Origin of the sequence: Nocardioides sp., assembly GCF_030019515.1 — a bacterium.
In the GTDB taxonomy this organism is placed as follows: domain Bacteria; phylum Actinomycetota; class Actinomycetes; order Propionibacteriales; family Nocardioidaceae; genus Nocardioides.
The window spans coordinates 213,039-227,220 of record NZ_JASEEQ010000003.1; the positions used below are offsets into that span (position 1 = coordinate 213,039).

Below are 14,182 nucleotides of genomic sequence, written 5' to 3' on the forward strand. Positions count from 1 at the left end.
CCGGCCCGTGCTCAGGGGCGCCGGTAGGCCTTGTGCGAGAGCAGGTGCACCCGGGTGTTGCGGCAACCGGTCGTCGGGTGCTCGACGTACTGCGAGCGGGTCTCATTCGGGAGGTACACCCGGAAGCCGTCGACGTGCGCAGGGCGGCACTCCCGCCGCGGGTACACGCTCGCGACCGTCTCCGAGACCGCACTGACGACCCGCTGGCCCGGTCGCACGACGATCGTGCGGACCCGGCCCGGCACCCGGTCCGCCGGCGCCCCGATCTGGGTGCCGTCACCGCCGCCGACGTACGACAGCCCGCCGTACCCGCCGGTCCGGCAGGCGTGGTCGGAGACGTTCTTCAGCACGATCCGGCCGTACCGGTGGCTCATCCCCGCATCGGTGCGGTGGTACGACGCGCGCAGCTCGGCGTTGGTGCACGGCGGCACCGTGGTCGCCTGGCCCGCGCCGGACGGCACGACCAGTCCCGCCACGACCAGCCCCGCGGCACCCAGCATCCTGATGATCCTCATGGTGATCTCCTGTCCCGGTCCGTCTCGGAACTGGGACGCGCCCGCACCGCCAGAAGTTGTGCTGCGGACCCCGGGCTCGGGCGGCCGGCCGCCTCGCCGACTGAAATGGGGTCGAGTCGGCGCATCTTGCCCGCCTCAGCACGTCGAGTCGGCGCATCTTGCCCGCCTCAGGACGTCGAGTCGGCGCATCTTGCCCGGCCCACTGTGGAGAAGGTGGGCAAGGAGCGACGACGCGGGCGGGTCGGCGGCGGCGGCGACGACTCTCCCAGCGGCCCATCGGATCTCGATACGCGCGAACGCCCCGCCACGCGAGCGTGGCGGGGCGTTCTGCTACTCGATCTGGCTCCTGCGCGACCAGGACTGCGCGCTTGCGCGCCTAGTTCTGGTACGACCCGAAGTCGAAGTCGTCCAGGGCGACGGCCTGGCCGGTCCCGTTGCCGAACTCGTAGTCGTAGGAGTCGTAGCCGGTGACGGAGTACGCCGCGGCGCGGGCCTCCTCGGTGGGCTCCACCCGGATGTTGCGGTACCGCTCGAGGCCGGTGCCCGCCGGGATCAGCTTGCCGATGATCACGTTCTCCTTCAGGCCGCGCAGCGAGTCGCTGCGGCCGTGGATCGCCGCGTCGGTGAGCACCCGGGTGGTCTCCTGGAAGGAGGCCGCCGAGAGCCACGACTCGGTCGCCAGCGAGGCCTTGGTGATGCCCATCAGGACCGGACGACCCGAGGCCGGCTTGCCGCCCTCGGAGACGACCCGCCGGTTCTCCTCCTCGAACCGCCCGCGGTCGACCAGGTCGGACGGGAGCAGGTTGGTGTCGCCCGACTCGATCACCGTGATCCGGCGCAGCATCTGCCGCACGATGATCTCGATGTGCTTGTCGTGGATCGACACACCCTGCGAGCGGTACACGGCCTGGACCTCGTCCACCAGGTGCTCCTGCGCCCGGCGCACACCCAGGATCCGCAGCACGTCCTGCGGGTCGGGCGTACCGACGGTGAGCATCTGGCCGACCTCGATGTGGTCGCCGTCGGCCACCAGCAGGCGGGACCGCTTCGAGACGGGGTACTCCTGGACCTCGGAGCCGTCGTCGGGAGTGATCAGGACCTTGCGGGCCTTGTCGCTCTCCTCGATCGTCACCCGGCCGGCGGCCTCGGAGATCGGCGAACGACCCTTCGGCGACCGGGCCTCGAAGAGCTCGACCACACGGGGCAGACCCTGGGTGATGTCGTCAGCCGAGGCCACACCACCGGTGTGGAAGGTACGCATGGTCAGCTGCGTGCCGGGCTCACCGATCGACTGGGCCGCGATGATGCCGACGGCCTCGCCGATGTCGACGAGCTTGCCGGTCGCCAGCGACCGGCCGTAGCACTTCGCGCAGGTGCCGGTCTTGGCGTCACAGGTCAGCACGGAGCGCACCTTGACCTCCTCGACCCCTGCCGCGATCAGCTCACCGATCTTCACGTCGCCGAGGTCCTCACCGGCCCGGACGAGCAGCTCGCCGGTCTCCGGGTGGGCCACGTCGACGGCGGCGGTGCGGGCGTACGCCGCGGTCTCGGCGTTCTCCGCCTTCACCACGGTCCCGTCCTCACGACGCTCGCCGATCCGCTTGGGCAGACCGCGCTCGGTGCCGCAGTCGTCCTCGCGGATGATCACGTCCTGCGAGACGTCCACCAGACGACGCGTCAGGTAGCCCGAGTCGGCCGTCCGCAGCGCGGTGTCGGCCAGACCCTTGCGGGCGCCGTGGGTCGCGATGAAGTACTCCAGGACCGTCAGGCCCTCGCGGAAGTTCGACTTGATCGGCCGCGGGATGATCTCGCCCTTCGGGTTCGCCACGAGGCCACGCATCGCGGCGACCTGCCGGATCTGGTTCATGTTCCCGGAGGCACCCGAGTCGACCATCATGTAGATCGGGTTGGCGCGGTCGAAGTTCGCCTCCATCGCCTTGCCGACCTCGTTGGAGGCCTGCGTCCAGATCTCGATGAGCTCCTGGCGGCGCTCCTCGTCGGTGACCAGACCGCGCTCAAACTGCTTCTGGACCTTGGCCGCCTGGGTCTCGTAGCCCGACAGGATGTCGGCCTTGTTGCCCGGGGTCGTCACGTCGTCGATCGAGACGGTGACGCCAGAGCGGGTCGCCCAGTGGAAGCCCGTGTCCTTCAGCGCGTCCAGCGACGCAGCGACCTCGACCTTGGTGTAGCGCTCCGCAAGGTCGTTGACGATCGCGCCGAGCGCCTTCTTGCCGACCTCGTAGTTCACGTACGGGTAGTCGGCGGGCAGGGTCTCGTTGAACAGCGCCCGGCCGAGCGTGGTCTCCAGCGCGATGGCCTGACCCTGCTCCCAGTCGGCGCCGAGCTCGAGCGGCGGGACGACGTCGGTGAACCGGATCGTGACCTTGCTCTGCAACGAGATCTCGCGTCGGTCGAACGCCATGATCGCCTCGGCCGGCGACGCGAACGCCCGGCCCTCGCCCGGCTGCCCGTCGCGGTCGGTGGTGAGGAAGAACAGGCCGATGATCATGTCCTGGGTCGGCATGGTCACGGGGCGACCGTCCGACGGCTTGAGGATGTTGTTCGTCGACAGCATCAGGATCCGGGCCTCGGCCTGGGCCTCGGCGGACAGCGGCAGGTGCACCGCCATCTGGTCGCCGTCGAAGTCCGCGTTGAACGCCGAGCAGACCAGCGGGTGGATCTGGATGGCCTTGCCCTCGATCAGCTGCGGCTCGAAGGCCTGGATGCCGAGGCGGTGCAGGGTGGGTGCCCGGTTGAGCAGCACCGGGTGCTCGGTGATGACCTCCTCGAGGACGTCCCACACGACCGGGCGAGCGCGCTCGACCATCCGCTTCGCGGACTTGATGTTCTGAGCGTGCGAGAGGTCGACCAGGCGCTTCATCACGAACGGCTTGAACAGCTCGAGCGCCATCTGCTTGGGCAGACCGCACTGGTGCAGCTTCAGCTGCGGACCCGACACGATCACCGAGCGGCCCGAGTAGTCGACGCGCTTGCCGAGCAGGTTCTGGCGGAACCGGCCCTGCTTGCCCTTGAGCATGTCGGACAGCGACTTCAGCGGACGGTTGCCCGGTCCCGTGACGGGGCGACCACGACGGCCGTTGTCGAACAGCGAGTCGACGGCCTCCTGGAGCATCCGCTTCTCGTTGTTGACGATGATCTCGGGGGCGCCGAGGTCGAGCAGCCGCTTGAGGCGGTTGTTGCGGTTGATGACGCGGCGGTACAGGTCGTTGAGGTCGGAGGTCGCGAAGCGGCCACCGTCGAGCTGCACCATCGGTCGCAGGTCCGGCGGGATGACCGGCACGGCGTCGAGCACCATGCCCTGCGGCTTGTTGCCGGTCTTGCGGAAGGCGTCGACGACCTTGAGCCGCTTGAGGGCGCGGACCTTGCGCTGGCCCTTGCCGTTGGCGATCGTGTCGCGCAGCGACTCCACCTCGGCCTCGATGTCGAAGCTCTCCAGGCGCTTCTGGATCGCCGTGGCGCCCATGTGGCCCTCGAAGTACTTGCCGAACCAGTTCTTCATCTCGCGGTAGAGCATCTCGTCGCCCATGAGGTCCTGGACCTTGAGCGACTTGAAGGTGTTCCACACCTCGTCGAGGCGGTCGATCTCCCGCTGGGCGCGGTCGCGCAACTGCTTCATCTCGCGCTCGGCGCCGTCCTTGACCTTGCGCCGCTGGTCGGCCTTGGCACCCTCGGCCTCGAGGGCGGCCAGGTCCTCCTCCAGCTTCTTCGCGCGGTCGTCGAGGGACTGGTCGCGGCGCTTCTCGAGGCGCTCGCGCTCGAGGCCGACCTTGCCCTCCAGGGAGGACAGGTCACGGTGCCGCGCGTCCTCGTCGACGGCGGTGATCATGTAGGCCGCGAAGTAGATGACCTTCTCGAGGTCCTTCGGGGCCAGGTCGAGCAGGTAGCCCAGACGGCTCGGGACACCCTTGAAGTACCAGATGTGGGTGACCGGCGCGGCCAGCTCGATGTGGCCCATGCGCTCGCGACGCACCTTGGACCGGGTCACCTCGACGCCGCAGCGCTCGCAGATGATGCCCTTGAACCGGACTCGCTTGTACTTGCCGCAGTAGCACTCCCAGTCCCGGGTGGGACCGAAGATCTTCTCGCAGAAGAGGCCGTCACGCTCGGGCTTGAGCGTGCGGTAGTTGATGGTCTCCGGCTTCTTGACCTCGCCGTGGCTCCAGGTGCGGATGTCGTCCGCGGTGGCCAGGCCGATCTGAAGCTGGTCGAAGAAGTTCACGTCGAGCACGATGGCTGCAACCCTTCGGTAGTTCTAAGAAAAGTGAAGTAGCGGGGGCGGAGGCGGGGCCGGCCGTGGCCGGCCCCGCGGCTCACACCTCTTCGACCGAGCTGGGCTCGCGACGGGACAGGTCGATGCCGAGCTCCTCGGCGGCGCGGAAGACGTCCTCCTCCGCGTCGCGCATCTCGATGGCCGTGCCGTCCTGGGACAGCACCTCCACGTTGAGGCAGAGCGACTGCATCTCCTTGACGAGCACCTTGAACGACTCCGGGATGCCGGAGTCCGGGATGTTCTCGCCCTTCACGATGGCCTCGTAGACCTTGACGCGACCGGGCACGTCGTCCGACTTGATCGTGAGCAGCTCCTGGAGGGCGTAGGCGGCGCCGTACGCCTCCATCGCCCAGACCTCCATCTCGCCGAACCGCTGGCCACCGAACTGGGCCTTACCGCCCAGCGGCTGCTGCGTGATCATCGAGTAGGGGCCGGTGCTGCGCGCGTGGATCTTGTCGTCCACGAGGTGGTGCAGCTTGAGGATGTACATGTAGCCGACCGCGACCGGCTCCGGGAACGGCTCGCCGGAGCGGCCGTCGAACAGGCTCGCCTTGCCGGTGTTGTCGATCATCCGCACGCCGTCGCGGTTGGGGATCGTCGAGCCGAGCAGTCCGGTGATCTCGTCCTCGCGGGCACCGTCGAAGACCGGGGTCGCCACCTTGGTGCCCGGCTCCGCCTTGTCGGCGTGGATCTTGATCAGCCGCTGCTTCCAGTCGGTGTCCTTCTTGTCCTCGTGCAGGTTGAGGTCCCAGCCCTGCTTGGCCAGCCAGCCCAGGTGCAGCTCGAGGATCTGCCCGATGTTCATCCGTCGCGGCACACCCAGCGGGTTGAGCACGACGTCGACCGGGGTGCCGTCCTCCATGAACGGCATGTCCTCGATCGGCAGGATCTTCGCGATGACGCCCTTGTTGCCGTGACGTCCGGCGAGCTTGTCGCCCACGGAGATCTTGCGCTTCTGGGCGACGTAGACGCGGACCAGCTGGTTGACGCCCGGCGGCAGCTCGTCGCCGTCCTCGCGGTCGAAGACGCGGACGCCGATGACGGTGCCGGACTCGCCGTGCGGGACCTTCATCGAGGTGTCGCGCACCTCGCGCGCCTTCTCACCGAAGATCGCGCGCAGCAGGCGCTCCTCGGGGGTCAGCTCGGTCTCGCCCTTGGGGGTCACCTTCCCGACGAGGACGTCACCGGTCGTGACCTCCGCGCCGATCCGGATGATGCCGCGCTCGTCGAGGTCGGCGAGCATCTCCTCGGAGACGTTCGGGATGTCCCGGGTGATCTCCTCGGGGCCGAGCTTGGTGTCCCGGGCGTCGACCTCGTGCTCCTCGATGTGGATCGAGGTGAGCATGTCCTCCTGGACCAGGCGCTGGCTCAGGATGATGGCGTCCTCGTAGTTGTGGCCCTGCCACGGCATGAACGCCACGAGGAGGTTGGTGCCGAGTGCCATCTCGGCCTCGTCGGTGCACGGACCGTCGGCGATCGGCGTGCCGACCTCGAGCCGGTCACCCTCGCTGACCAGCGGACGCTGGTTGATGCAGGTGCCCTGGTTGGAGCGCTTGAACTTCGCAAGCCGGTAGGTCGAGTAGGTGCCGTCGTCGTTCATCGTCTCGATGACCTCCGCGGACACCTCCTTGACGACACCCGCCGCCGTCGCCACGACCACGTCGCCGGCGTCGACCGCGGCGCGGTACTCCATGCCGGTGCCGACCAGCGGCGAGTCGCTCTTGATGAGCGGCACGGCCTGGCGCTGCATGTTGGCGCCCATGAGCGCGCGGTTGGCGTCGTCGTGCTCGAGGAACGGGATCAGGGCGGTCGCGACCGACACCATCTGGCGCGGCGAGACGTCCATGTAGTCGACCTCGTCGGCCAGCACCTCGGAGACCTCGCCGTCGCGCTGGCGGACCAGCACGCGCTCCTCGACGAAGCGGCCCTTGTCGTCGAGGGCGGCGTTCGCCTGCGCGATGACGTAGCGGTCCTCGTCGTCGGCGGTGAGGTAGTCGATCTGGTCGGTGACCTTGCCCTTCGTGACCTTCCGGTAGGGCGTCTCCACGAAGCCGAACGGGTTGATCCGGCCGTAGGAGGCGAGCGATCCGATCAGGCCGATGTTCGGGCCTTCCGGCGTCTCGATCGGGCACATCCGGCCGTAGTGCGACGGGTGGACGTCACGGACCTCCATGCCGGCGCGGTCGCGGGACAGACCACCGGGGCCCAGCGCCGAGAGCCGGCGCTTGTGCGTCAGGCCCGCGATCGGGTTGGTCTGGTCCATGAACTGCGAGAGCTGGGAGGTGCCGAAGAACTCCTTCAGCGCCGCCACCACCGGACGGATGTTGATCAGGGACTGCGGCGTGATGGCCTCGACGTCCTGGGTCGTCATCCGCTCGCGGACCACGCGCTCCATGCGAGCCAGACCGGTCCGGAGCTGGTTCTGGATCAGCTCGCCGACCGTGCGCATCCGGCGGTTGCCGAAGTGGTCGATGTCGTCGGCCGAGATGTCGAGCGCGCCCTGGGGCGACTCGATCTGCTCGCGCCCGTCGTGCAGCGCGACGATGTACTTGATCGCGGCGACCACGTCGTCGATCGTCAGCGTCTGCTGGTCGAACGCCTCGACCAGGCCGAGCTTCTTGTTGATCTTGTAGCGGCCGACCTTGGCGAGGTCGTAGCGCTTGGGGTTGAAGTAGTAGTTGTTCAGCAGCGTCTGCGCGGCCTCACGCGTCGGGGGCTCCCCCGGGCGCAGCTTGCGGTAGATGTCGAGCAGCGCGTCGTCCTGGCCCTCGGTGTGGTCCTTCTCCAGGGTCAGCATCATCGACTCGTACTCGCCGAACTCCTCACGGATCTGCTCGTTGGTCCAGCCGAGGGCCTTGAGCAGCACGGTGACGTTCTGCTTGCGCTTGCGGTCGAGGCGGACGCCGACCATGTCGCGCTTGTCGATCTCGAACTCGAGCCAGGCGCCCCGCGAGGGGATCAGCTTGGCGGTATAGATGTCCTTGTCGGACGTCTTGTCGGCGGTGCGCTCGAAGTAGACGCCCGGCGAGCGGACGAGCTGCGAGACGACGACCCGCTCGGTGCCGTTGATGATGAAGGTGCCCTTGTCGGTCATCAGGGGGAAGTCGCCCATGAAGACCGTCTGGCCCTTGATCTCACCGGTGTCGTTGTTCGTGAACTCCGCAGAGACGTAGAGCGGCGCGGAGAAGGTGAAGTCCTTCTCCTTGCACTCGTCGACGGTGTACTTGGGGTCGTAGAAGACCGGGCTCTCGAACGACAGCGACATCGTCTCGGAGAAGTCCTCGATCGGGGAGATCTCCTCGAAGATCTCCTGGAGACCGGACTTGCTGGAGACGTCCTCACCCTCGGAACGCCGGCGCTCGACGGCGGCGTTCCACTTGTCGTTGCCGACCAGCCAGTCGAAGCTGTCGGTCTGCAGAGAGAGGAGCTGGGGGACTTCGAGGGGTTCGGTGATCTTTGCGAAAGAGATGCGGCGGGAGTTACCGGGGGTGGTGCGCGCGGCCAAGAGGTGTCCTTCGACGATTCGCTCTTCGATCTGCGTTCAGGCCCACCACAGAGTCAGCCACCGGGCAGGCTGACGAGCATTTGAGGGCAGACGCAAGAATCCACGATACCGCACTTACGGGCGCGCCACAATGCCGCGGGCAATCGCTGCCGTCGATCATGAACGCCCGAGCCGCCCAGGTCAAGCAGGCAGGCGGCGGGTCCGCCGCCCGATCTCCCGCTCTCGGCGCCGGCTGCCGGGTCAGGTCGCCAGGTCGGCGACCAGCCACTGGCCGTCGACCTTGTCCATCGTCAGCGTGACCCAGTTCTTGTAGACCTGGGGCTCGGTGTACTTCTTGTTGGTCCGGGTCTGGTTGACCAGGAGGAAGATCTGCGCGTGGGCCCCGTCGGCGCGCACGATGCTCGAGCGCACCAGGCTCGCCTGCACCACGGTCCTGGTCGCCGGCGCGTTCTGCTCGATCAGCCCGGCGAAGATGTTGTCGTAGTCCTTGCGCAGACTGCCCGTGAGGTACTGCTGGGCCGCCGCCTTCGACTCGTCGAGGTGCGTGGCGTCGTAGGACAGGATCGGCACCACCGCCCGCTCGGCGGCCGCCTGAGCGGCCCGGGCGTCGCTCTCGACTTCCTGAGGCGTCGAGACCTCGAACGTCAGCCAGAGTGCCGGCGCCGCGACTGCGGCAGTCAGCGCCGCGAGGCCAACAAGCAGGGCGCCTGGAACGAACGGCTGGCGGGTAGCGCCCTTCGGGACCGTGGCCTTGACCACGATCGTATGCGCGTACTTGTCGGCGAATGTCTGCCGCTTCTCGTCCCACAGCGGGCGGAGGTAACCGATGCAGAGGGTGACGGCATCAACGACATGCAGGATCTCCCGGACGAAGGCAGCCGTCGCACCGATGGGCAAACCTGACTGCTCGGACACCAGCCGGATGCCGGTGACCGACTTCCCCCAGGTCTGTCCCGTGGCACCCTGTCGGAATACCCGGTTGTACACGGGCAGCACCACGGCGAAGACCAGGCCCAGCGCGAAGAGTAGAGCGCCGACTTGCGGATCGAAGAAAAGAGCGACGAGTCCGGCGGCGAACAGCAGAGTCCCGGGTGCCGTGATCATCTGATCGATCACGTGTCCGGCAGCACGCTCGCCAAAGTGCGCAAAACCTGACTCGTCATCGGCAGGCGCCTGGTCGTCTCCGATGAGCTCGTGCGCGACCATGGGTGGCAGGCTGGCCGGCGGCGCCGACTCCCCGATCTCGTGGTCATAAGCAGCCCGCCGGGCCGGATCCAGGAGTACCTCGGCTGCCTGGTTGAGCACCGCAAAGCGGCGGTCGGTGGGCTCGAGCTCTGCGATCTGGGCTCGCCACGCCGCGCGGATCTCCTCGGCCGGCGCGTCGGAGTTGACGCCCAGCAGGTCGTACCAGCTCGGGGACGGGGTGCTCGTCGGGGTCGTCATTCGGCGCCCTCCCCGGTCACTGGCGCGTAGTCGTCGATGAGCCACTCGCCGTCGGAGCGCACCAGGTCGACCTCCCAGCGCAGCACGTCCTGGTCGGCGTCGACCCGCTTCGTCTCATCGTCCGGGTTCTTGGGGTCCGGGTAGGAGCCGGTGAGGCCGGCGGCCAAAATCGCGGTCGCCGAGTCCGCGTCCATCGACTCGACTCCCACGCCGAAGACATTGGCGGAGCGTCCGTAGCCCGCCTGGGCGACAGTCTGCTCGGCGATCGGGAGACCCGACTTCTCGAAGTCGGTGGCGAACTTCGGCGTGATCACCTCGAGCACCTGGTCCCGGTAGGCGCCGAGATGGCCCTGGTCGTCGAGCTGGTCGGGTCCGTAGGTGTTGAGCCGGAGCACGAACTGCCGAGTCTGGGCCATCACAGCGTCACGGTCAGCCTGAGTGTCATCCTCGGCAGAGATCCCCACCGCCTCTACGGGCCGTGTCACAGATCCATAGACGAGTAGCGCCAAGGACGCCACCATAAGGACCAGAAGTGTGAACAGCAGGATCAACCGCAACGCACCATGATGCGGCTGTGAGTCAGTGGTGACGCTCGTCTCATCAGTCCTGGTGGTCACGGCACCAGGGGCTGGAGGAACAGCCACTTCCACGACTCCTCTCCGAAGGCTTGGGGGGCCAACGTACCGGTCGGAGCCAGCACGGGGTCGATCTTCGCGCCCCAGTGCACCTTGCCGGTGTCGGGGTCGTACGACGCGACCGGCGCGCGGTAGGCCGCGCCCGCCCGCGGGAGGTTCTGCGGGCCGCGCGGGTTGCTCATCGCCGCCGGCTCCCGACAGCCCGCCTTGGTGTTCATCGGCCGGTTGCTGCCGTCCTGCGGCGGCCGGGTGTCGGTGCCCTCGTAGCCGTGGTGGCACACCGGGTTGTCGGTGATGATCATGCCGAAGTGGGCGTCGTACAGGCCGGTGTCCGGGGACTTCGACACGACCGTGAAGCCGCCCTCCACGACGTAGGGGTAGAGCACCAGGATCTGCTCGATGCCGGGCAGGTGCTTGACGATGACGTCGCCGGTGGTGACCAGGTTGTTGAACAGCTCCCCCAGGTCCACCTCGTTGTCCTCGAGGAAGGTCCGCAGCTGGGTCGCGGCAGCCGAGCCGTCGTCGATGACCGTGCGCAGGGCCTGGTCGGAGCCGGCGAGCGAGCCGCTGAACAGGCTCAGCTCCCGGGCGAAGGTGCGCAGCGCGCTCGCCTTGTCGAGTTGGCTGGTGAGCACGGTGTTGCTGTCGCGGATCAGCGCCGTCGTCACGTCGAAGTTGTCGTTCGCCTCGTTGATGAAGGCGTTCCCGGTGTCGATGATCCGCTGGAGGTCCGTCCCCGTGCCGGCGAACGCCTGGCCCAGCTCGTGCACGGTGGTGGCCAGCGCCTGCTTGTCCACCGACTCCACGGTGTTGGAGATGTCGGACAGCAGCTTCTGGGTCGCGATCGGGGTCCGGGTGTCGGCCAGCGCGATCTGGGAGTCGTCGCCGAGGTAGGGCCCGGTGTCCTCCTGCGGCTGGAGCTCGACGTACTGCTCGCCGACAGCCGACCGGTTGCCGACGACGGCCAGCGAGTCCGCTGGGATCTCGTCCCAGCCGTTGTCGATGTCGAGGTAGACGTCGACGCCGGCGTCGGTCAGCTCGAGCTTGCCGACCCGGCCGATCTGGACGCCCCGGTAGGACACCTCACCGCCGGCGAAGATGCCGCCGGAGTCCTGGAAGTGCGCGACGACCGTGTAGTGGTCGTCGAAGAAGATCCGGTCGAGCCGGGCGTAGCGGGCCCCGACGAAGCTGACACCGAGCAGCGTGATCGCGACGAACACGAGCAGCTGCAGGCGAGTGCGGCGAGTGATCATCGGGTCACCATCCCCGGGACGAGGAGGTGGACCAGTGCCGGGTCGAAGAGCCGGCTGAGCTGTCCGAGGGTCGGGCCGTGCGCCGACGCGGTCGGCCCGACCCCGGCCCGGCCCAGGCCGAGGATCCCGGTCAGGTCGGGGAGGCTCGGCAGCGCGGTCGGGAGCCCGGAGTCCGGGAGCCCCGGGATCTGGTTGACGATCCGGCAGACGACGGTCTTCTCGTTCTTCTTCTTCAGGCACGCGTCGCGCAGCTTGGCCAGGCCCTTGACGCTGCTCAGCAGCTTCTGGCACGGCCGGCTGTTGATATCCCCGCTCTGGATGCACCGGGTGACACGGTCGAGGACGACGGTCGGGTCGAGGTCGCTGGGCAGGACGGTCGGCAGGGCGGTGCCGCTGGCCCCACCGGAGAGGTCGATGTCGAGCTCGACCGACAGGTTGGTGTAGTCGCCCATGTGCAGGTTGCGGGCGACCTGCGGGTCGCGGCCGACGACGTCGTCAACGAACGGGTAGGTCAAGAAGACGTTGAACGACTTCACGAACGCGTCGCCCGAGTTCGCGAGCTCGGTGAGCACCGGGTTGAGCTGGCGCAGCGACTCGATCGTGGCGTCCTTCGAGGCGTTGATGACGCGGACCCCCACCCCACCGAGCCGGTTCAGCGCGCCCAGCATCTTGACCAGGTCGCCACGCTGCTGGTCCAGGGAGGTCAGCGCACTCGGCAGCTCGTCGAGCGCGGCGTCGATCGAGCCCTGCTGGTTGCGGGCCGAGACGGCCAGGTTGTTCAGCGAGTCGATGGCGTTGACGATGTCCTGCTTGTTCTCGTCGAGCTGGCCCATGAAGTCGCTGATCTGGGTCAGGACCGACCGGGCGGCGTCCTCGCGTCCGCCGAGCGCCTTGTTGAGCTCGGCGGCAATGGTCTTCAGCTGCGCGACGCCGCCGCCGTTGAGGACCAGGCTGAGCGCACCGAGGACCTCCTCGACCTCCGGGTTGCGACCGGTGTCCTCCAGGCCGATGGTGTCGCCGTCGCCGAGCTCCCCGGTGGCCGCGGCGTCGGTCGGCGGGCTGAGCGAGACGAACTTCTCGCCGAGCAGGCTGGTCTGGCGGATCTCGGCGACCGCGTTGTCAGGCAGGTCGACGTTGTTGCGGAGCTTCATCGTCACCTGGGCGTGACCCTCGACGAGGTCGACGTCGGTCACCTCGCCCACACTCACGTCGTCGACCTTGACCGTGGACTTCGGGACCAGGTCGAGTACGTCGCGGAAGTCGGCGGTCACCGTGATCGGGTTGTCTCCGACGTCGGTCCCGCCCGGCAGCGGCAGTCCGTAGACGTCGAACTGGCACCCGGTCAGGAGTACCGCCCCGGCCGCGGTGGCGACGACGGCGCGCAGCATCCTCTGCCTCCTCATCGGTCCACCCCCACGAGGCCGGCCAGGGTCGGGTCGAACAGGTCGACCGACGACCTCGGGGCACCTGGGGCGCCGGTGCCGGGCCGCGGCAGCGCCTGCTGCACGAGGTCGCACAGCGCGCCGGACGTGTCGGCCTGGCTCAGGAAGCCGCACAGGAACGTCGAGGGGTCGGTCTCGACCTGGTTGATGACCTCGCCCATGTTGGCGTTCGTGTCGAGGGTGCCCGCCTGGGGGTTGTAGGTGAGCGCGAGGTTGTTCAGGGCCAGCGGTGCCGAGTCGAGGATGTGGTCGAGCTCCGAGCGGCGCTTGACCAGCACCTTCGAGACCCGGTTGAGCCCAGAGATGTTGCGTCCGAGCACCTCGCGGTTCTCCTTCACGAAGTCCGACACCTGACCCAGCGCGGTGGCGAGGTGGGTCAGCGACGCAGACAGCTCCTGCCGCTCGCCGGAGAGCATCGTGGACACCTCGGAGAGCGACTGGTTGAACCTCCGCACGGTCTTGTCGTTGCGCGCGAGGGTGCCGATGAAGCCCTCGAGTTCCTGGGCCGAGCCGAACAGCTCGTCCTTGTTGTCGTCGAGCGTCTGGCTGAGCTTGCCGAAGTCCTTGATCGTCTGGTGGAACTTCGCACCCTGGCCGCCGAAGTTCTCGGCGGTGGTCTCGAGGAGGTCGGAGAACGCACCGTTGCGGTTGGCCCCGGTCGGGCCGAGCGCCACGGTCAGGTCGTCGAGGCTGCTGTAGATCTGGTCCAGCTCGAGCGGGACCGCGGTGCGGTCCTCCTCCAGCGTCGCGCCGTCGGCGAGCTCGGCGCCGCCGGTGTAGACCGGGGTCAGCTGCACGAACCGGTCCCCCACGATCGACGGCGCGATGATCACGGCCTTCGCGTCGGCCGGCAGCTTGAGGTCCGCGTCGTACGTCATGGTGACGACGACGTCGGTACCGGACGGGGTGACCGTGTCGACCTTGCCGACCGGGACGCCGAGGACGCGCACGTCGCTGCCCTCGTAGATCGAGATGGCGCGCGGGAAGTGCGCCGTCAGGGTCTTGCCGTCCTCGCCGCGGAACATGGTGAGCGCGGCGGCCACCAGGAGGATCACCAGGACCGCCGGGACGAGGGCGCGCTTCAGGATGCTCGCCATG

Annotated in this window: 8 protein-coding genes; all 8 read right to left on the reverse strand. The window is 68.2% G+C overall.

What is annotated here, in order from left to right; translation table 11 throughout:
• Window positions 1-11: 11 nt before the first annotated feature.
• The 8 genes from QMC84_RS05785 to QMC84_RS05820 all read right to left on the reverse strand — a co-directional run bounded on the left by QMC84_RS05785 (window position 12) and on the right by QMC84_RS05820 (window position 14,181).
• On the reverse strand, window positions 12-515 hold the full coding sequence (locus QMC84_RS05785; protein WP_300372728.1) for a DUF4232 domain-containing protein: 504 nt from the start codon (window positions 513-515) through the stop codon (window positions 12-14).
• 376 nt (window positions 516-891) lie between these two features.
• A complete protein-coding gene (locus tag QMC84_RS05790) occupies window positions 892-4,764 on the reverse strand; it encodes a DNA-directed RNA polymerase subunit beta' (protein ID WP_300372730.1) in 3,873 nt (1,290 codons plus the stop codon).
• Window positions 4,765-4,846: 82 nt separating this feature from the next.
• Window positions 4,847-8,311, reverse strand: coding sequence for a DNA-directed RNA polymerase subunit beta (rpoB, locus tag QMC84_RS05795; RefSeq protein WP_300372732.1), 3,465 nt, complete (start codon window positions 8,309-8,311; stop codon window positions 4,847-4,849).
• 240 nt (window positions 8,312-8,551) lie between these two features.
• Window positions 8,552-9,754 (reverse strand): RDD family protein, encoded by a 1,203-nt coding sequence (locus QMC84_RS05800; RefSeq protein ID WP_300372734.1) that lies wholly within the window; start codon window positions 9,752-9,754, stop codon window positions 8,552-8,554.
• A complete protein-coding gene (locus QMC84_RS05805) occupies window positions 9,751-10,173 on the reverse strand; it encodes a hypothetical protein (protein ID WP_300372736.1) in 423 nt (140 codons plus the stop codon). Before QMC84_RS05805 ends, QMC84_RS05800 begins: the two co-directional genes overlap by 4 nt.
• 194 nt (window positions 10,174-10,367) lie before the next feature.
• A complete protein-coding gene (locus QMC84_RS05810; protein ID WP_300372738.1) occupies window positions 10,368-11,642 on the reverse strand; it encodes an MlaD family protein in 1,275 nt (424 codons plus the stop codon).
• Window positions 11,639-13,045, reverse strand: coding sequence for an MCE family protein (locus QMC84_RS05815; RefSeq protein WP_300372741.1), 1,407 nt, complete (start codon window positions 13,043-13,045; stop codon window positions 11,639-11,641). Before QMC84_RS05815 ends, QMC84_RS05810 begins: the two co-directional genes overlap by 4 nt.
• On the reverse strand, window positions 13,042-14,181 hold the full coding sequence (locus QMC84_RS05820; protein ID WP_300372743.1) for an MCE family protein: 1,140 nt from the start codon (window positions 14,179-14,181) through the stop codon (window positions 13,042-13,044). The genes QMC84_RS05815 and QMC84_RS05820 overlap by 4 nt, the downstream gene beginning before the upstream one ends.
• Window position 14,182: the final 1 nt, after the last annotated feature.

Excerpts from the sequence above, each read along its gene's own strand:
- QMC84_RS05820 (WP_300372743.1), bottom strand. The coding sequence starts at position 14,181 with ATGGCGAGCATCCTGAAGCGCGCCCTCGTCCCGGCGGTCCTGGTGATC.
- QMC84_RS05815 (WP_300372741.1), bottom strand. The coding sequence starts at position 13,045 with ATGAGGAGGCAGAGGATGCTGCGCGCCGTCGTCGCCACCGCGGCCGGG.
- QMC84_RS05800 (WP_300372734.1), bottom strand. The coding sequence starts at position 9,754 with ATGACGACCCCGACGAGCACCCCGTCCCCGAGCTGGTACGACCTGCTG.
- QMC84_RS05785 (WP_300372728.1), bottom strand. The coding sequence starts at position 515 with ATGAGGATCATCAGGATGCTGGGTGCCGCGGGGCTGGTCGTGGCGGGA.
- QMC84_RS05810 (WP_300372738.1), bottom strand. The coding sequence starts at position 11,642 with ATGATCACTCGCCGCACTCGCCTGCAGCTGCTCGTGTTCGTCGCGATC.